Source organism: Kosakonia sp. YIM B13588, from assembly GCF_042788165.1.
GTDB lineage: Bacteria > Pseudomonadota > Gammaproteobacteria > Enterobacterales > Enterobacteriaceae > Kosakonia > Kosakonia sacchari.
Genome location: NZ_JBHZPO010000002.1, coordinates 208,184 through 224,756, shown reverse-complemented (window position 1 = coordinate 224,756; position 16,573 = coordinate 208,184). Strand labels below are relative to the sequence as shown.

The window sequence follows — 16,573 nt, the reverse complement described above, 5'->3', positions numbered from 1 at the left end:
GCTCATCAGCGTAATCACCGATCCTCACCGCGTTTATTACCCTTCTTTGCACAACTTTTATATCTGAAATCATTCGGCACAAAATCACCCAAAGTGTTTATTGCGGGATATGTCAGCCTGTTAATTAGCACTTTTGGTTAAAATACGCACAGCTATCCGGATGGCTAAACACCGTTATAAGAAAAAACACGCCACAAGAGTTTAGTGGATAAGAAAAGCCTTTATCTCAATTAAATATAAGTAATTCATATAAATAGCAATGATATCGCTCATTAAATCAGCGCTCAGTGCTGAACTTTGAGATGGTTCACAAAGTTCCCGCAAATACACAAAATATTACACAATATTTCTTTTAGTTACTTCTTTAAGGCATTTGTAGCACTTTCAGGGTGGCGAAACGTTGTTATGTTTGGAAAGATGCCTTTCAGACACAGAAAGACACCAAACTCTCATCGATAGTTCCGTAAATTTTTTTTGACGGAATTTATTGGCGGCAGTGGCAGGTGTTCAAAAAAACCAATGAGGGTAATAAATAATGATGAAGCGCAATATTCTGGCAGTGGTTATCCCTGCTCTGCTGGCAGCCGGTGCAGCTAACGCTGCAGAAATCTACAACAAAGACGGCAACAAAGTAGACCTGTATGGTAAAGCTGTTGGCCGTCATGTTTGGACGACCACTGGCGAAGGCAGCTCTAACAGCGATGCAACTTACGGCCAGATCGGTTTTAAGGGCGAAACTCAGATCAATAGCGATCTGACTGGTTATGGTCAGTGGGAATATCGTACCAATGCAAGCAAAGCTGAAGGCGAGCAAGGCGCAGGCAATACCCGTCTGGCATTTGCAGGTCTGAAAGTTGCCAACGCTGGTTCTCTGGATTACGGCCGTAACTACGGTGTTGTATATGACGTTGAGTCCTATACTGATATGGCACCGTACTTCTCCGGCGAAACCTGGGGCGGCGCTTACACTGATAACTACCTGACCAGCCGTGCTGGTGGTGTTCTGACCTACCGTAACTCTGATTTCTTCGGTCTGGTTGATGGCTTGGCTTTCGCTGTACAATATCAAGGCAAAAACGAATCCAGCCACAGCCTGAATGCGCAGAACGGTGATGGTGTCGGTTACTCAGTAGCTTATGATTTTGGTGGCGGTTTCGGCGTTTCCGGAGCCTATAGCAACTCCAAACGTACCACCGCACAGGAAGCAGATGGCAACGGTGACCGTGCTGAAGCATGGGCTGTTGGTGCAAAATATGATGCAAACAACATCTACCTCGCCACTGTTTATGCTGAAACGCGTAACATGACCATTGTTAATAGCGCTGCTGGTCAGACTGCAATTAACAATGCTACTCCGGCAGGACAGACTGCAGCAGATTACTGGGAAGCGGCTAACAAAACCCAGAACTTTGAAGTTGTTGCCCAATACCAATTCGATTTCGGTCTGCGTCCGGCAATTTCTTATGTCCAGAGCAAAGGTAAAAACCTGAACGGTGCGGAAAGCACTGCAGATCTGGCCAAATATATCCAGGCTGGCGTGACTTACTACTTCAACAAGAACATGAACGTGTTCTTCGATTACCGCTTCAACCTGCTGGATAGCAACGATTACAGCGCTAAAACCTATGGCATCGGTACTGATGACCAGGCTGCTGTTGGTCTGACCTACCAGTTCTAATAGTCACCCTCGACTGTTATATGCATATCAAACAGGGCCTTTGGCCCTGTTTTTTTATGCCTGCAAGATAAATCACGATGAGTTTTGAAAAGCATCGCGCTTTTTATCGCAAACGGTTGGCAATTCCTGTGTCAGCCGTTAACCTGATAGCGGATCTCCCTTCTGTCATCAAAATGGAACCTCGTCATGTTTGAGAATATAACCGCCGCCCCTGCCGACCCCATTCTGGGTCTGGCCGATCTGTTTCGCGCCGATGAACGCCCTAATAAAATCAACTTAGGTATCGGTGTCTATAAAGATGAAACCGGCAAGACCCCGGTGCTGACCAGTGTTAAAAAAGCCGAGCTTTATCTGCTGGAAAATGAAACTACCAAAAATTACCTCGGTATCGACGGTATTCCTGAATTTGGCCGTTGCACTCAGGAACTGCTGTTCGGCAAAGGCAGCGCGATTATCAATGACAAACGTGCGCGCACCGCGCAAACGCCTGGCGGTACGGGTGGCCTGCGCGTGGCGGCGGATTTCCTCGCCAAAAACACCTCTGCAAAACGAGTCTGGGTGAGCAACCCGAGCTGGCCGAACCACAAAGGCGTGTTTAACTCCGCCGGTCTGGAAGTATGTGAGTACGCTTACTACGACGCGCAAAACCATGCGCTGGACTTCGACGGTTTGCTGGCAAGCCTGAATAACGCCCAGACTGGCGACGTGGTGCTGTTCCACGGCTGCTGCCATAACCCGACAGGTATCGATCCAACGCTGGAACAGTGGGACACGCTGGCGAAGCTGTCCGTTGAAAAAGGCTGGCTGCCGCTGTTCGACTTCGCTTACCAGGGTTTTGCTCGCGGTCTCGAAGAAGATGCTGAAGGGTTGCGCGCGTTTGCTGCGCTACATAAAGAGCTGCTGGTTGCCAGTTCGTTCTCGAAAAACTTTGGTCTGTACAATGAACGCGTCGGTGCCTGTACATTGGTGAGCGCGGACGCTGAAAGCGCCGATCGCGCATTCAGCCAGATGAAAGCCGTTATTCGTGCCAACTACTCTAACCCGCCAGCGCACGGCGCTTCCGTAGTTGCAACCATTCTCAGTAACGAGGCTCTGCGTGCCATTTGGGAGCAAGAGTTAACGGACATGCGCCAGCGCATTCAGCGTATGCGCCTGCTGTTTGTTAACACCTTGCAGGAGAAAGGGGCTAACCGCGATTTCAGTTTTATCACCAAACAGAACGGAATGTTCTCGTTCAGCGGCCTGACCAAAGAGCAGGTGCTGCGCTTGCGTGAAGAGTTTGGTATCTACGCGGTTGCTTCAGGACGCATTAACGTCGCAGGCATGACGCCGGATAATATGTCACCGCTGTGCGAAGCTATCGTTGCCGTACTGTAAGTTACGGCAGTAACAAAAAGGGTCGCCGAAGCGACCCTTTTTTATTTACCAGACCGGTAATTCATCTTGCAGGAACGGATTGTGCAACCGCTCATTACCCAGCGTAGACATCGGGCCATGTCCGGGAAGGAAAGTAACATCATCGCCCAGTGGCAACAATTTGCGCTTGATGGAATCAATCAATTGCCCATGGTTGCCTTTCGGGAAATCGCTGCGCCCCACGCCGCCTTTAAAAATCACGTCGCCGGAAATCAGCAAGCGGGATTGTGCGTCGAAAAACACAATGTGCCCCGGCGTATGACCGGGACAGTGCAATACCTGCAGCGTTATTTTCCCCACCGTTACGCTGTCGCCTTCATTTAACCAACGATCGGGCGTCAGCGGCTGGCATTCCTCCAGGCCAAACATCCGGCTTTGTGCCGGCAGGCCCTGCAGCCAGAACTCGTCTTCTTTTTCCGGGCCGATAACCGGCACACCATAATGCTGCGCCAGTTCGGCTGCCGCGCCAACATGATCAAGGTGACCATGCGTAAGCAGGATCTGCGTCAGCGTCACGCCTGAAGCGTCCACTTCCTGAATAATCCGTTCGGCGTCACCGCCGGGATCGACCACGGCGGCAAGTTGGGTCTGCTCACACCAGATAAGCGAACAATTCTGGGAGAACGCGGTAACCGGAATAATACGATAGTTCATACTGCTCCTGTAGCTCAGCCTGAGTTTTACCAGTGCCTTACCGGCCCGGTATCAATATGCACAAAGTTGCTGCTGGGGTAGTATCCTACACCACCTGCACGCAGAGATAACGCGGCTTTGCGAATATTACTCAGCGAAATCCCTTCAATATGGAAATCCATAGCCTGACCTTTGGTGTGATAGCTCTGTTTCGCCACACCGCGGCTGTGCGCGCGCAGTTCATTGTTGGTATCAACAGAACGGTAGCCGGAGATCAGTTGCACAGGTTTGCGTGTTCCCAGCAGCCCTTGCAAACGGAAAAGATGGTCGAACAAACGAGGGTCGATGGTTTTAATTTTATTCGCGCGGTAATCACGGAAAAAATGATTAAGTTTTGCTAATTCATCCTGAATATAGCCCCTGCCATCGAAGAACTCAGCTTTAATAGATTCACCGGTATTAAGATTACTCAGCGTCAAAATACGCGGTCGTGGCGTGGAAAGGGTGGCAAAAGCCGGTGTTGGTAAGATGGCAGCACCAAGTGCGACCCCACCCAACGCCAGCAGTTTGCGGCGATTAGCGTCAAATTTATCCATGATAATAAATTCTACAGATAAGCAATGTTGAACAAAATTTATGCACTCTTATAGCGCACGAGAGGCACCTTACCGGGCTACAAACGCCACGTCAAGGCTGCCTCATCCCAGTAAATACGGGCTCTGTAACCTCCAGAGCCCATTTTCTACCAGTTATTACGACAACACGCTGACTGAAACTGCTTCATTTATCTGATTAATTGTTCAGCTTTCGATAAGATTTGTGCACCCGATCGCGCCGTCAGATCATAATTGTAAATATCTGTACGATACTGCGTCCGCCCGTCAGCACCGACAAAGGCAGTCAGGTAATAGAGATTGACCGGGATATCATGACGAATATTGACATAACGCGTATCTCCCTGTTTTAGCGCATCCGAAATCCGCGTGTCGTTCCATCCCGCATCCTGCAAAAGCATATTAGCAAGCTCAGAGGCTTTGTTGACGCGCACACAGCCCGAGCTCAATGCCCGCGCCTCTTTCTGGAACAGATTATGATTCGGCGTGTCATGCAGATAGATAGCGTCTGAGCTCGGCATATTGAACTTATAGCGTCCCAGCGAATTCTGCGCACCGGGAGCCTGCTGGAAACGGAACGGTAAGTTCGCGGGCGTTATGGTCGCCCAGTCAACCATGTACGGGTCAATCGCTTCCTTGCTGTTCCATCCTCGTAATACGGTGTAACCGTGGCGCTCCAGGTAAGTTGGATCGTTCCATACCTTCGGTAGAATATCCTTACGCGCTAGCGTTGGCGGCACGTTCCACGGCGGGTTAACCACCACGTTGTTCAGCGCGCTGCTCATCATCGGCGTTTTGCGATCCGGGCGGCCCACGATCACCCGTGACGCCAGCACCTGGCTACCGTTGAGGTAATAAACCAGCGAATATTCAGGAATATTGACCATGATGCCGGTCGAAAGTGTACCCGGCAGTAAACGCAAGCGCTGGATATTCAGCGCCAGCAACCCGGCGCGCTGTGAAGGGCTCACGTTCAGCCAGTCGCGAGTGCCCTGGCCAATCACGCCATCCGCATGCAACCCTTGCCATGCCTGGAAGCGTTTGACCGCTTCCACCAGCTGTCGGTCATATGCCGCGCGCGTTTGCGGCGCTTTTTTCACGTGCTGAGCTGAAGGGCTGACAGCGACGTTATCACCAGGTAAGGCGATATTTGGTCCGCCATCCAGCATACCGGTGCGCTGCAGGATCTCTCGCAGCGCCGGAATATCATTGCTCCACTGCCCCGGACGCAACGTTACCGTGCTGGTGATTTGCGGCCACGGGCGCGAATCACCCACCAGCGCCAATAGTGACTGGTGCATAGCAGCATACTGCGGGTGATGCGGTGCCAGATGATCGATAAAACCAGGCAGAGATCCATTGTCCAGCGCTAGTTGCCACTGGTTAATGACAGAAATCGCAGGCGTTGCGAGTGCATAAGGTTTGTCGCTGTAAAGCCAGCGCTGCCCCTTTGACTGAATCCCCGAAACAAAGTGCAAATAACCCAGCATCGCGTCAGACAATACGACATCGCGCGCCATGCCGGAAACCGCGGGATCGGTTAACAACTCAACCCAGGTAGTGAATTGCGGCTGAAACCCTGCAATCGCCACTTCGGCGAGTTGCTGCTGAAACGCCTGTACCGCTTCGCGGTTATCCCACATCGGTTTTTGCCCGCGCGCGGCATACAACGCGGCGAGCTGATCCATATAGACCGGCGTCCAGTTGGCAGGTAATTGCGACTGAAGTTGTGCGCGCACATCGGCAACAGAAACGCCGGACGGGAAAGATTTAACGCCAATCAACATCGCCGTCGCAGGCGACTGTTCCTGCGGCTGCGGCAGCACAGTAGGCTGCTCACCTGGCGTCGCCGAGCTATCCACCGGCACGATTTCAGGCTCATCGGCCTGCACACTAAACAGTGGAGCGAATGCGAATGCCAGGCATAAACTCAGCGCCGACATTCGACGACCATACGACTTCTTAAGCAACATCCCTTGCCCCCTGTTTCTCTTACATTGCTCGTGACAAATTCGTCACCTTTCTCTCAGTATATAAAGACAAAAAAGCATTTGCCTTCCCTAATGTAAAGAAGTTTAAAGATTAAACGCGGGCTGGCAATAGCTTTCCGAAAACAAAAAGGGCGACATTGCTGTCGCCCTTTCACATGAGGCTGATTTACGATGCATCCGCCGTTCCAGGAAGCGTTTCCGGAAGCTGGGCGGCAAAACCGCGCAGACCGACAACGTGCACATGCTCATGATTTTGCACGACTTTACGTACCAGCTTGTAGGTGGTGCCTTTTTCCGGGCTGATATTTTCCGGTGCTGCGATAATGAGCTGCATTTCCAGACGTTCGCACAGCTCAAACAGCGTAGCGATAGAACGGGCATCCAGACGCGCAGCTTCATCAAGGAACAGCAAGCGGCATGGAGAAATATCTTTGCCGCGCAGTCGACGCGCTTCGTCTTCCCAGCTCTGTACCACCATCACCAGAATCGACATCCCGGTACCAATCGCTTCACCGGTCGACAGCGCACCGGATTCCGCGCGCAGCCAGCCGTCGGAGCCACGGTTAACTTCCACTTCCATCTCAAGATAGTTGCGGTAGTCCAGCAGCTCTTCGCCGATGGTTTGCGGCGTCCGCTGGCCCATATCGATTTGCGGGTTCAGACGCTGATACAGTTTTGCCAGCGCTTCCGAGAAGGTCAGTCGGCTGCTGTTAAACAGATCCTGATGCTGCTCGTGCTGTTCAGAAAGCACCGTCAACAATGTGGCATGGGTTTCCCGCACATTCACATTCAGACGCACGCTATTTACCTGGCCGAAGGAGACACTTTGCAGCCCCTGGTTCAGCATACGGATACGGTTCTGCTCGCGCTGAATGGTTTTGCGAATAATATTCGCCACACTGCGCGAGCTGATCGCCAGCTTCTGTTCACGAGACGTCAGTTCTTCCGTCAGACGGCTAAGCTCGATTTCCATCTGTTCGATGGCTTCAACCGGATCATCGGTACGAATAATGTCCTGGCGAATACGCTCACGCAGATGCTGATACACCGCGACAAAGAACTGGATCTTGCGCTCAGGGCGTTTCGGATCTTCCGAGAGACGCAGCACATCGCGTAAATGTTCGTTATCCGCAACCGCCGGACGCAGAGCACCGAGCGCCTTATCCGACATTGAGCGTAATTCATCAGCAGAAAGGTAGGCCAGCTCACGGCGGTGCAGACGGCGTTCAACACCGCTGTCTTTCACCATGCGCATCACCGCGCACCATCCTGCTTTCGCGGTGACCACCTGTTCACGCATTTCATGGTAGTCACGTTCCAGGCGGCGCAATTTACGCGTCAGGTTATCCATCTCCGCTTCGCAGAAGGTGATGGCTTTTTCCAGCTGGTTACGACGAGCGCGGTTGCCGGAGAGCTGTGCATGCAGCTCGTCACGACGGATACGCGCCCGCTCTTCTGCTCCGCTGTCGGCGCGAACGCCAATATCCTGCAGCTCTTTTTGCAGATCGTTGAGCAACTCTTTTTTGGTATCGAACGAACTCTTCAGCGAAGCCAGTACCTGGTTGTACTGGCTGTATTGCGCGGCATGGCTGCGCATCGCTTCACGTGCTTTGGTGCGTTCTGCTTCTGCCTGTTCCAGACGCTGGCGCAGTTTTTCGTTGAGATCGTTATTACCGTTGAACATTTCAGCGACATCGGAGTAACTGAAGTGCGCACGGCGCTGTACCACTTCCGCCAGGGCGAAAGCTTGTTGGCGGGCATCACGTTGCACCTGCTGCGAGGTGGCGTAATCCGCTTTTAACTGTTCAAACTGCTCCGGATCGCTTTGCAGTACGGAAACAACCGGTTCGAGTTTCGCCAGTTGGTTGCCAAACTGCTGGATAAATCGCGCCGCTTCCTGCGCTTCATCCAGGCGTTCCTGAATTTCATCCACGCGATCGGCAAGGGTATCGTCAGCCAGCAAATTGATGCGCGGCAGCAAGCGGTTAAGCTGGGCTACGCCCTCTTTCGCCTGTTCGAACTGCATGCGGTTTTGCTGGTTGTCATTTTCATGGTTGCTGATTGCGCGCTCCAGCTCGCCACGGCGGCTGCTGAGCGTGCGAATTTCCGCTTCCGGATCGTCCTCAAATGCCACCGCCAGGTGGCTACCGATAAAGCGGCTGAATGCCTGATGCAGGCGCTGCGTTTTCTGCACATCAAAAGAGAGCGTGGCGAAACGCTCCGCCAGCGCTTCACGCTCTGCATGCAGGCTTTCGATACGGCTTTCACGCGCCGCGCGACCAAACAGCGGCAGCGTCGGGAAGCGTGAATAACGCCACTGGCGATCGGCGATTTTCACCACCACCGCTTTTTCCAGCTCATCAACACTAAACACACTGTCATCGAAGGATTGCGGGTCCCCTTCGATCAGATAGAGATCTTCCGGGCAGTCTTCCAGACCTTCCAGCATTTCGGAGACCTGCGACAGATCCGGCACCACAATCGCATGACGCGATGGCCCGTATAGCGCGGAGTAATACGGCGCGTCGTCAATGCTGACATCGTCATAAATCTCCGACAGCAGTACGCCGCCAAAACGCTCTGCCAGCGCATTGAGACGGCCATCTTCGGCACCGCCCGGCTGGCTTAAGCGTTCAATTTCATCATCAACAGCGCGTTTACGCGCGCCCACTTCATCGCGCTCAACGATGGCTTCACGTTCACGTTCAAGCAGTTGCTGCAGATATTCGGTAACGTCCTGCCCCGATTCAAACTGCTCACCGCTTTGCTCACACAGTTGCGTCAGATTGCTCTGCGCCGCCAGCCATACCGGCGCACGTTTGGTCAGCGATTGAACACGAGACTGTAATTGTTCCAGTTCCTGACGCATCGCCATGCGCTGCTCACCAGCGGCGGAAACGTTGTCAGAGAGTGCGGCGATTTGCGCTTCCAGTTCCTGGTGCAGCGCTTCAAGATCTTCTGCGTCATACTGTTTGCCCTGGCGCTTGCAGAACTCAGCCAGCAAACGCTCAGCATCTTGCTGTTCACGCAGACGCTGTTCCAGCTCATTCAGGCGCATACGCAGCGGCTGCACTTGCTCAGCCAGATGGCGCTGGTTAACGCCATCACGCAGCAGCTCGCGCGCCACATCCCAGGCTTCGTTACGCGCCAGAGGGCCATTGATCGCCGCCACTAATTGGTACGCCTGCTCGAACTGGCTGTGCGCGGTTTGCGCCACGCTTAATTTCTGATCCAGCGACAGCAGTTTTTCCGTCGCTTCCTGCTCTTTCGCCTGGAAAGTTTCCAGCCATTCGTCGGCGCTTTCCGGCGTCAAATCCGGTAGATGACACAGCTCTTTCGCACGCTGTAACGCCTGCAACGCCTGGTTGTACTGAATGGCGCGAGTTTGCTGGACATCCAGCGCTTGCTGGTAATCGGCAAGCTGGTTTTTCAGCTCATCCACTTCAAGCTCGGCGGCTTCGGCGCGGGCCTCGTTCTCTTCCTGACGCTCGGCAGCTTCGGCAACCACTTCATGCTGCTCTTCAAGGCGAACTTGCAGTTCGTCGAGGTCCGCTTCGTAGCGCTCGATTTTTTCCTGCTGACGCAGCGCGGTTTGCACCAGATTCAGGTGATCGCTGGCAGCCTGGTAGTCAGCCTCCAGATCCCCTTCCGCACCGCTATGCTCGGAGAGTTCGCGCGCCATATCGACATGCTTATACTGCTCTGCCGCCAGTTGCTGTCGCGAGGTAAACAGATCGCGACGAAATTCGAGCGCCTTGTCCAGATGCACCCGCCGTTCGTTGGCGTGGCGCATATAGTCCGCCGCCACATAGTTGGTCGCTTCGCTGATCAAATGCTTGAACAGGTCACGATCCGACTGGGTCACGCGAATCGCTTCCAGCGTCATGCGGTTTTCACGCAGTGCCGCTTCCATATCCTGGAACGCTTTGCGCACGCCGCTATTTTCCGGCAGCAAATAGTCGCGCAGCGAACGCGTGATGGCGCTGGAGATCCCGCCGTACAGCGAGGCTTCAATCAGGCGATAGAACTTGCTGCGATCGGAGGCCGAGCGCAAACGACGCGCGACAATCCCTAAGTCAAACATCAGCGCGTGGTAATCGGTGATGGAGTTGAACTGCTTGAACTGCACCCCTTCCATCGTATCCAGCTTGTCTTTCACTTCCTGCAGAGAAAGCACTCGCGCCTGCCGCTCATTCAGCGTTTCCGTCAGCAGCTGCGTCGGCAGCATCGAGGTTGGCAACCCCTGAATAGCAAACGGTTTGATATCCACTTTGCGATCGCGACCCGCGACCTGTTGCAAACGCACCCCCACCAGCACGCGCTGATGGCGGGAGTTGATCACATCCAGCACCGAGTAACAGACACCGGCTTTCAGCTTACCGTGCAGGCCTTTATCACGAGACCCCGAGGTCGCGCCCGCTTCGGTGGTGTTACGAAAGTGCAGCAGCGTCAAATCCGGAATCAATGCCGTAACAAAAGCGGCCATCGTGGTCGATTTGCCGGCACCGTTGCCCCCGGAGAGCGTCGTCACCAGCTCATCCAGGTCAAACGTACGGGCAAAAAAGCCGTTCCAGTTAATCAGCGTCAGCGAACGAAATTTACCGCGATCAATCATTACTCTTCCTCCGAGCTATCCGGCTGATTATCTTCAGGCTCATCATTGAGCTGCAGATGGTTTTCGACAGGCATCGCTTCACCGTCGCGGATCATGCGCAGCTGCGCTTCACGCGCATCATCGCCCGAACGCACATCGGCGCCAAAGCGGAACACGGATTCAGTGATACGGAACTTGCTGCTGTCGTTACCCATAAACCAGATCATGCCGAGACGGCGCAGGCGGTTCAGCGAGGAGCGCACCTTTTCCTGCAGTTTTTGACGGTCAAGATCGGAACCGGTAGAACGGTTATTTACCAGCTTCAGCAGCTTCGCTTCATCCGCCAGCGACATCAGCTCGTCGTACAGCTCCTGTTGGGTGAAGATCCCTTCATTCGCCAGACGTTCCGGGCTGAGGTAGAGATAGCAAAGAATTTTGCCGACCATCATATCCAGCTCGGAGAGCACCGAGCGCGGGATAAGCGTGGTGGAACGCGGACGCAGATAGAAAAAACCTTCCGGTGCGCGGATCAGCTCAACGTTATAGCGCGCATAAAACTCTTCCAGATACTCCTGGAAATCCATTAAAAATGCGTGATTATCCAGCTCGTCGAGGCCGATATGTCGCCCTGAGCGCAATGCGCTGTCCAGTGCCGGAAACAGAGAATTAGCCAACGCCTGTGCCAGTTTAACCGGCATCACTTGTTCAATATTTGTCGATGACATGCGCCTGTACCTTGGCTCCGTAATCATTAATCGGCTGCCACTTCGGCGGCAGTCCGGTGAAATCTGCTTGCGCTACGCCAAGACGTACCGCCTGATCAACCACAATGCGCGCAATGTCGAAATGACGAACGCGCGGATATTGCGCCAGATACTCACGCGCCACCAGGCCGAGATCCAGCGGCACACCTTTGGTCTTATAAATTGCCAGTTGCTGCTCAATAAGCGCCGCCAGTTGCTCGCGGATTTCGTTAAACTCTTCGAACTCCAGATCCGGCGGCAACTCACCTGTGACTTCTTCATCACGCAGCGCCATCTCTTCATCGCGCATGTCCAGCAGTCTGTCGGCGCTGGCGTAAGTTAACGCCCACGGCGCATCGAAATAGGATTGTACCGACTGACGCAAACGCTGGGCAAAGACGCGGTTCTTATCCATATCGATAGCGGTACGGATAAATTTGTGTACGTGGCGATCGTAACCAATCCACAGATCGATGGCCTGCTGGCCCCAGCTCACAATACGATCCAGCTTACTTTGCAGGTTGAAGACCAGTTGATCGAGGAACTCAAGATCATCGCGCCCAAGGGTTGCATCCTGAATGCTCAACAGGTTGGTCTGCAACTTATCCCCGGCGGCATCTAGCGTATCCTGCAGTTCGCGTAACGTCCCGGAAGTTTCAGACAGCAGCAATTCACAACTGGAGATGGCCGCACGCCAGTCTTTATTCAGCAGTTGTGCAATATCATCTTTGACCTGTTGCTGCTGTTCATCCATCAGGCGTTGAGTCAGATCGATGCTGTCAAAAATCTCCGCGACCGAGTATTTCAGCGGCGCGTAAACATTGCGATGCCAGTGGAATTCGTCTCCGTCTTCCTGTGCTGCGTCTGCGGCGCGTTTTAACTCGCTGGCCACAATGGAAAGCTGCATAGAAAGACGCAGCGTGGAGAACTCGCGCTGGCGAATGTAGTAGTCAGTAATGCCAATGCCCAGCGGCGTCAGACGGTAGATGGCATTGCCCTCCACCAGCTCACTGGTAAAGCGATTTAACAAACGCTGGCGCACCAGGTCGTTAATGGCGTTATTGGCACGCTGGGTAATGGTTTCACTGGTTTGCTCAAACGCATCACTCACATGACGAAAGGCATCGACCAGTTCACCTTCGTTCATTTCCCCATCCAGACGCTCGCCATTGAGCGTGGCGATGGCCAGCAAAAAAGAGAGCCTGTCGACCGGCAGCGAGATGGAGAAATCATTTTTCCTGGCCCAGGCAACCAGTTCGGGGACTGTCTGGGAAAATTCACTCATCGTTTGTCCTTTCATCGATTTGCGGCTTAAGCGCGGTCACGTGAATATAGCGGCCAAGGCTAATATAGGGTTCCTGGCGGCAATAACGTGTTTCCAGTTCGAGTAGCGCGTCAAAGCAGTCATGCTGCTGATGTTTTTCGCGCAGATAATCGTGAAACACGCGCACACCCGTTTTGCCCGTTACCTGCCAGCCAATCTGTTCGAGCCAGCCATAAACATCCGCAGGAGCACGCGGAAAATCCGGGGAAAGGGTACGTTTTTTGCGCTTCGGCATACCGACTTTCACATAGTCAAAATTTCCTGCCACCATATTGTGCATCAGCAAGCCGTCGGCATTGTAAAACATTAATGACAACGCACCGCCGGGGCGCAGCACCGACCACAATATTTGCAGTACAGGAACCGGTTCTGCGACCCACTCCAGCACAGCATGGAACAATATCAGATCAACCGGCGATTCCAAATGCTGAGCAACGTCCTGAACGGCGCATTGTATAAAATGCATGTTACCGCTCACACCTTTCTCTTCGGCCGCCGCCTGGGCACGAGCGATCATCTCTTTCGACACATCACAGAGCGTGACATGATGGCCCAACTGCGCCATGCGAATCGCCGTCTGGCCTTCCCCGCCGCCAGCATCCAGCACGCGCAATGGCTCGTTGCCCATCCGGGCCAACAGGGCATCAAGATCCTGCCACAGAATCGCCTGACGCAGCTGACCTTTAGTCGTGCCGTAGATGTTGCGCGAGAACTTCTCGGCAATATCGTCGAAATTGCGATCCTTCATGGGTGCTCCACGCTCCTGGCAAAACCGCTATTTTGTCACAGCCGTGCCGATAATGAACCCATCTGGTGTAAGATCGGCGCAAAAGGCCTGCTATATGGTCAAAAAGGAGACGGATACGGTGCTTTTTACTCTTAAAAAATACATCGGCGGCCTGATGCTGCCTCTGCCTTTTTTGCTTTTGCTGATCGGGCTGGGCATTGCGCTGATCTGGTTTAGCCGCTGGCAAAAAACCGGCAAAGTATTTATCAGCGTCGGGTGGCTGGTTTTATTGCTGTTGAGCATGCAGCCGGTTGCCGATCGCTTTTTACAACCGATTGAAGACACCTATCCCACCTGGCGCGGTACGCAGCCGGTAAAATACATCGTGATTCTCGGTGGTGGTTATACCTGGAACGATGCGTGGGCACCGAGTTCAAACCTGATTAATAACAGCCTGCCGCGTCTGACAGAGGGCATTCGTCTGTGGCAGGCCAACCCCGGTTCGAAAATCATTTTTACCGGTGCGGCGGCGCAAACCAACCCGGTCAGCACGGCGGAAGCGGGTGCGCGCGTCGCTGAAAGCCTGGGCGTGCCACGCAGTGCCATCATGACGCTGGATCAACCGAAAGATACCGAGCGGGAAGCGCTTGCGGTAAAACAGGCGATTGGCGATGCGCCTTTCCTGCTGGTAACGTCGGCGTCTCATCTGCCACGCGCAATGATTTTTTTCCAGCATGCTGGCCTGCATCCATTGCCAGCGCCGGCAAACCAGCTGGCAATTGCCTCTCCGCTTAATCCGTGGGAACGCATTATCCCCTCCCCGGTGTGGCTGATGCACAGCGACCGGGTGGGTTATGAAACATTAGGGCGTCTCTGGCAGTGGTTGAAAGGCAGCTCAGACCAGCCAGGGGAGCAGTGATTTTGAGGCAAGATCGAAGTTAGCGCGGTTAAACCGTCCGGTATTCACCAACTGCGCCACTTCATCCCATAACAGGTAGAGCCAGCGCCGCCACAGGAAGGATTCAGCCACCGGCGCGCGCTGGAGATAATGCCAGAGCAATCCTTCTGCCTGCGCACCGTCCACCAGCCTGAACAGTTCATATTCGCGCGGCGCCCAGAGCATTATGCCAGGCCCAACCATTGCCAGTAACTGGTCGCTGCGAGCGTCTTTTAACATACTGCGCAAGTTAAAACTGCCATGTACCAGCACGCAGTTATCGTTAAAACCATCAAACAGCGCGGGCAGGCACTCGCGAGTACGAAACAGCACGCGCTTATCCTGCATCGTCAACCCGGTGTTGTGATACTGATTGAGCGTGGTCCACAACACTTCCACGCGCTGGCGATACCAGGAGGGCCAGATATTTTCCTGGGTACTATCAACAGTGCCAACGCAACCGTGGCTATCCTGGCGGTGCCAGAAAAGCAACGCCTCAACGATTTGGTCTTTGAGTTGCTCCCAGCGCTCAGGCGTACGCGCTGGCGCTTCAACCGGTACGCCGCGTAAGCGTTCTATAAGTAACACATCCGGCCCCGGGTGCTCTTCGTGCGTCATGACGCCGTAAACAACCGGCATGCGAACAGCGCCGCCGCGCGCCAGCATTGATATCTTCCAGGCTAACTGTCGCGCAATGCCAGGCGTTGAGAAGCTTCGTGCCAACAGCGGCATCGGATTTCCCTGGCTGTCATACAGCGACCAGAGTGCGGAATCCGGCTTTTCGCTGACGCACTCCATGCGGCTCAGTTTTTCACCCAACAGATGACTCAGTTCAGCGCGCAGTTGTTCCATAGCAGATTGCCCTCACAAAGATGACTGCTTTTATAATGAGCGCCGATAGCACAGATGTCATCCTGATGAGATCAAAACAGCATGAGAATTCCGCTGACAAGCGGCAAATCCCCTCCGGCTGGAGGGGATGGAAGGATTAACGCAGTTCCAGACGGACGCGCGCCAGATCTTCAGGGGTATCCACACCGGTGCCCGGCACCACACTGGCGACGGCGACGTGGATTTTTTCGCCGTACCAGAGCACGCGCAGTTGCTCCAGCATTTCTATCTGCTCAAGCGGGCTGGTTTGCCAGCTGACATAACGGCGGATAAAACCGGCGCGATAGCCATAAATGCCGATATGACGCAGGAAGGTATCACCAATCGTCTCGCGAGATTGTGCGAACCGATCGCGATCCCAGGGGATCGTAGCGCGGGAGAAGTAGAGCGCGTAACCTTCGGCGTCCATCACCACTTTCACCGCGTTCGGGTTGAATGCCTCTTCCGCACTGTGAATGGGTACCGCCAGCGTTGCCATCCCAACATCACGCGCGGCAAGGTTTTCTGCCACCTGGCGAATAATCGCTGGCGGGATCATCGGTTCATCACCCTGCACATTGACGATCACGGTATCGTCGCTGAAACCGCATTTTTCCACGACTTCAGCAAGGCGTTCAGTACCAGACTGATGATCGGCGCGGGTCATACAGACTTCACCGCCAACCGCCTGCACCGCATGCATCACTTCTTCGTTGTCCGTCGCCACGATAATACGCTCAGCGCCCGATTCACGGGCGCGCTCCAGCACATGCACCACCATGGGCTTACCGTTAATATCGACTAAAGGTTTGCCGGGCAAGCGTGTGGAAGCATAACGCGCGGGAATGATCACAACGAAACTCATGGCCGGCTCTCTTCCGCAGTTAACGAACGCGCTTCGGTTTCCAGTAATACCGGAATACCTTCCCGAACGGGATAGGCGAGGCTGTCGATTTTGCAGATTAACTCTTGTTTATCCTGGGTGTAATTCAGTTTTCCGTTACACACCGGGCAGGCAATAATTTCAAGTAAACGGTGATCCATCT

General features: G+C 53.8%; 13 protein-coding genes. 3 read left to right on the top strand and 10 right to left on the bottom strand.

Features of this window, described 5'->3' with window-relative positions; genetic code table 11:
* Window positions 1-535: 535 nt before the first annotated feature.
* On the top strand, window positions 536-1,678 hold the full coding sequence (locus ACFX4U_RS06760; protein WP_065368872.1) for a porin: 1,143 nt from the start codon (window positions 536-538) through the stop codon (window positions 1,676-1,678).
* A 186-nt stretch (window positions 1,679-1,864) separates the two neighbouring features.
* Window positions 1,865-3,055, top strand: a complete 1,191-nt coding sequence (locus ACFX4U_RS06755; RefSeq protein ID WP_313507307.1) for an amino acid aminotransferase — start codon at window positions 1,865-1,867, stop codon at window positions 3,053-3,055.
* A 45-nt stretch (window positions 3,056-3,100) separates the two neighbouring features.
* On the opposite strand, the gene ACFX4U_RS06750 is transcribed toward ACFX4U_RS06755, so the two are convergent.
* From ACFX4U_RS06750 to cmoM, 7 genes are all read right to left on the bottom strand, one after another.
* A complete protein-coding gene (locus tag ACFX4U_RS06750; protein ID WP_305736543.1) occupies window positions 3,101-3,748 on the bottom strand; it encodes an MBL fold metallo-hydrolase in 648 nt (215 codons plus the stop codon).
* A 26-nt stretch (window positions 3,749-3,774) separates the two neighbouring features.
* Window positions 3,775-4,323, bottom strand: a complete 549-nt coding sequence (locus ACFX4U_RS06745; protein WP_017456202.1) for a YcbK family protein — start codon at window positions 4,321-4,323, stop codon at window positions 3,775-3,777.
* A 188-nt stretch (window positions 4,324-4,511) separates the two neighbouring features.
* Window positions 4,512-6,314, bottom strand: coding sequence for a L,D-transpeptidase (ldtD, locus tag ACFX4U_RS06740; RefSeq protein ID WP_305736545.1), 1,803 nt, complete (start codon window positions 6,312-6,314; stop codon window positions 4,512-4,514).
* A 184-nt stretch (window positions 6,315-6,498) separates the two neighbouring features.
* Window positions 6,499-10,947, bottom strand: a complete 4,449-nt coding sequence (mukB, locus tag ACFX4U_RS06735) for a chromosome partition protein MukB (RefSeq protein ID WP_313507308.1) — start codon at window positions 10,945-10,947, stop codon at window positions 6,499-6,501.
* Window positions 10,947-11,651 carry a chromosome partition protein MukE gene (gene mukE, locus ACFX4U_RS06730; RefSeq protein WP_017456199.1) on the bottom strand — a complete coding sequence of 235 codons (705 nt, stop codon included), beginning with the start codon at window positions 11,649-11,651 and terminating at the stop codon, window positions 10,947-10,949. The genes mukB and mukE overlap by 1 nt, the downstream gene beginning before the upstream one ends.
* The gene (gene mukF / locus ACFX4U_RS06725; RefSeq protein WP_313507310.1) at window positions 11,632-12,954 is read right to left on the bottom strand and encodes a chromosome partition protein MukF; all 1,323 of its coding nucleotides are present in this window, start codon (window positions 12,952-12,954) and stop codon (window positions 11,632-11,634) included. The genes mukE and mukF overlap by 20 nt, the downstream gene beginning before the upstream one ends.
* Window positions 12,947-13,741: a tRNA uridine 5-oxyacetic acid(34) methyltransferase CmoM gene (cmoM, locus tag ACFX4U_RS06720; RefSeq protein ID WP_313507311.1), complete on the bottom strand. Its 795-nt coding sequence runs from the start codon at window positions 13,739-13,741 to the stop codon at window positions 12,947-12,949. Before cmoM ends, mukF begins: the two co-directional genes overlap by 8 nt.
* 118 nt (window positions 13,742-13,859) lie before the next feature.
* Here cmoM and elyC point away from each other — a divergent pair, with 118 nt between their 5' ends.
* The gene (elyC, locus tag ACFX4U_RS06715) at window positions 13,860-14,639 is read left to right on the top strand and encodes an envelope biogenesis factor ElyC (protein ID WP_175272575.1); all 780 of its coding nucleotides are present in this window, start codon (window positions 13,860-13,862) and stop codon (window positions 14,637-14,639) included.
* Here elyC and ACFX4U_RS06710 read toward each other — a convergent pair.
* From ACFX4U_RS06710 to ACFX4U_RS06700, 3 genes are all read right to left on the bottom strand, one after another.
* Window positions 14,616-15,509 (bottom strand): YcbJ family phosphotransferase, encoded by an 894-nt coding sequence (locus ACFX4U_RS06710; protein ID WP_305736548.1) that lies wholly within the window; start codon window positions 15,507-15,509, stop codon window positions 14,616-14,618. The genes elyC and ACFX4U_RS06710 overlap by 24 nt on opposite strands.
* 136 nt (window positions 15,510-15,645) lie before the next feature.
* Window positions 15,646-16,392, bottom strand: a complete 747-nt coding sequence (gene kdsB / locus ACFX4U_RS06705) for a 3-deoxy-manno-octulosonate cytidylyltransferase (protein WP_305736549.1) — start codon at window positions 16,390-16,392, stop codon at window positions 15,646-15,648.
* Window positions 16,389-16,571 (bottom strand): Trm112 family protein, encoded by a 183-nt coding sequence (locus ACFX4U_RS06700; protein ID WP_017456193.1) that lies wholly within the window; start codon window positions 16,569-16,571, stop codon window positions 16,389-16,391. The genes kdsB and ACFX4U_RS06700 overlap by 4 nt, the downstream gene beginning before the upstream one ends.
* Window positions 16,572-16,573 lie beyond the last annotated feature (2 nt).

Bases quoted from the DNA above. Each gene is read 5' to 3' on its own strand.
- cmoM (WP_313507311.1), bottom strand. From the start codon at position 13,741: ATGAAGGATCGCAATTTCGACGATATTGCCGAGAAGTTCTCGCGCAAC.
- ldtD (WP_305736545.1), bottom strand. From the start codon at position 6,314: ATGTTGCTTAAGAAGTCGTATGGTCGTCGAATGTCGGCGCTGAGTTTA.
- mukF (WP_313507310.1), bottom strand. From the start codon at position 12,954: ATGAGTGAATTTTCCCAGACAGTCCCCGAACTGGTTGCCTGGGCCAGG.
- ACFX4U_RS06710 (WP_305736548.1), bottom strand. From the start codon at position 15,509: ATGGAACAACTGCGCGCTGAACTGAGTCATCTGTTGGGTGAAAAACTG.
- ACFX4U_RS06745 (WP_017456202.1), bottom strand. From the start codon at position 4,323: ATGGATAAATTTGACGCTAATCGCCGCAAACTGCTGGCGTTGGGTGGG.
- ACFX4U_RS06700 (WP_017456193.1), bottom strand. From the start codon at position 16,571: ATGGATCACCGTTTACTTGAAATTATTGCCTGCCCGGTGTGTAACGGA.
- mukB (WP_313507308.1), bottom strand. From the start codon at position 10,947: ATGATTGATCGCGGTAAATTTCGTTCGCTGACGCTGATTAACTGGAAC.
- ACFX4U_RS06760 (WP_065368872.1), top strand. From the start codon at position 536: ATGATGAAGCGCAATATTCTGGCAGTGGTTATCCCTGCTCTGCTGGCA.
- mukE (WP_017456199.1), bottom strand. From the start codon at position 11,651: ATGTCATCGACAAATATTGAACAAGTGATGCCGGTTAAACTGGCACAG.
- ACFX4U_RS06755 (WP_313507307.1), top strand. From the start codon at position 1,865: ATGTTTGAGAATATAACCGCCGCCCCTGCCGACCCCATTCTGGGTCTG.
- kdsB (WP_305736549.1), bottom strand. From the start codon at position 16,392: ATGAGTTTCGTTGTGATCATTCCCGCGCGTTATGCTTCCACACGCTTG.
- ACFX4U_RS06750 (WP_305736543.1), bottom strand. From the start codon at position 3,748: ATGAACTATCGTATTATTCCGGTTACCGCGTTCTCCCAGAATTGTTCG.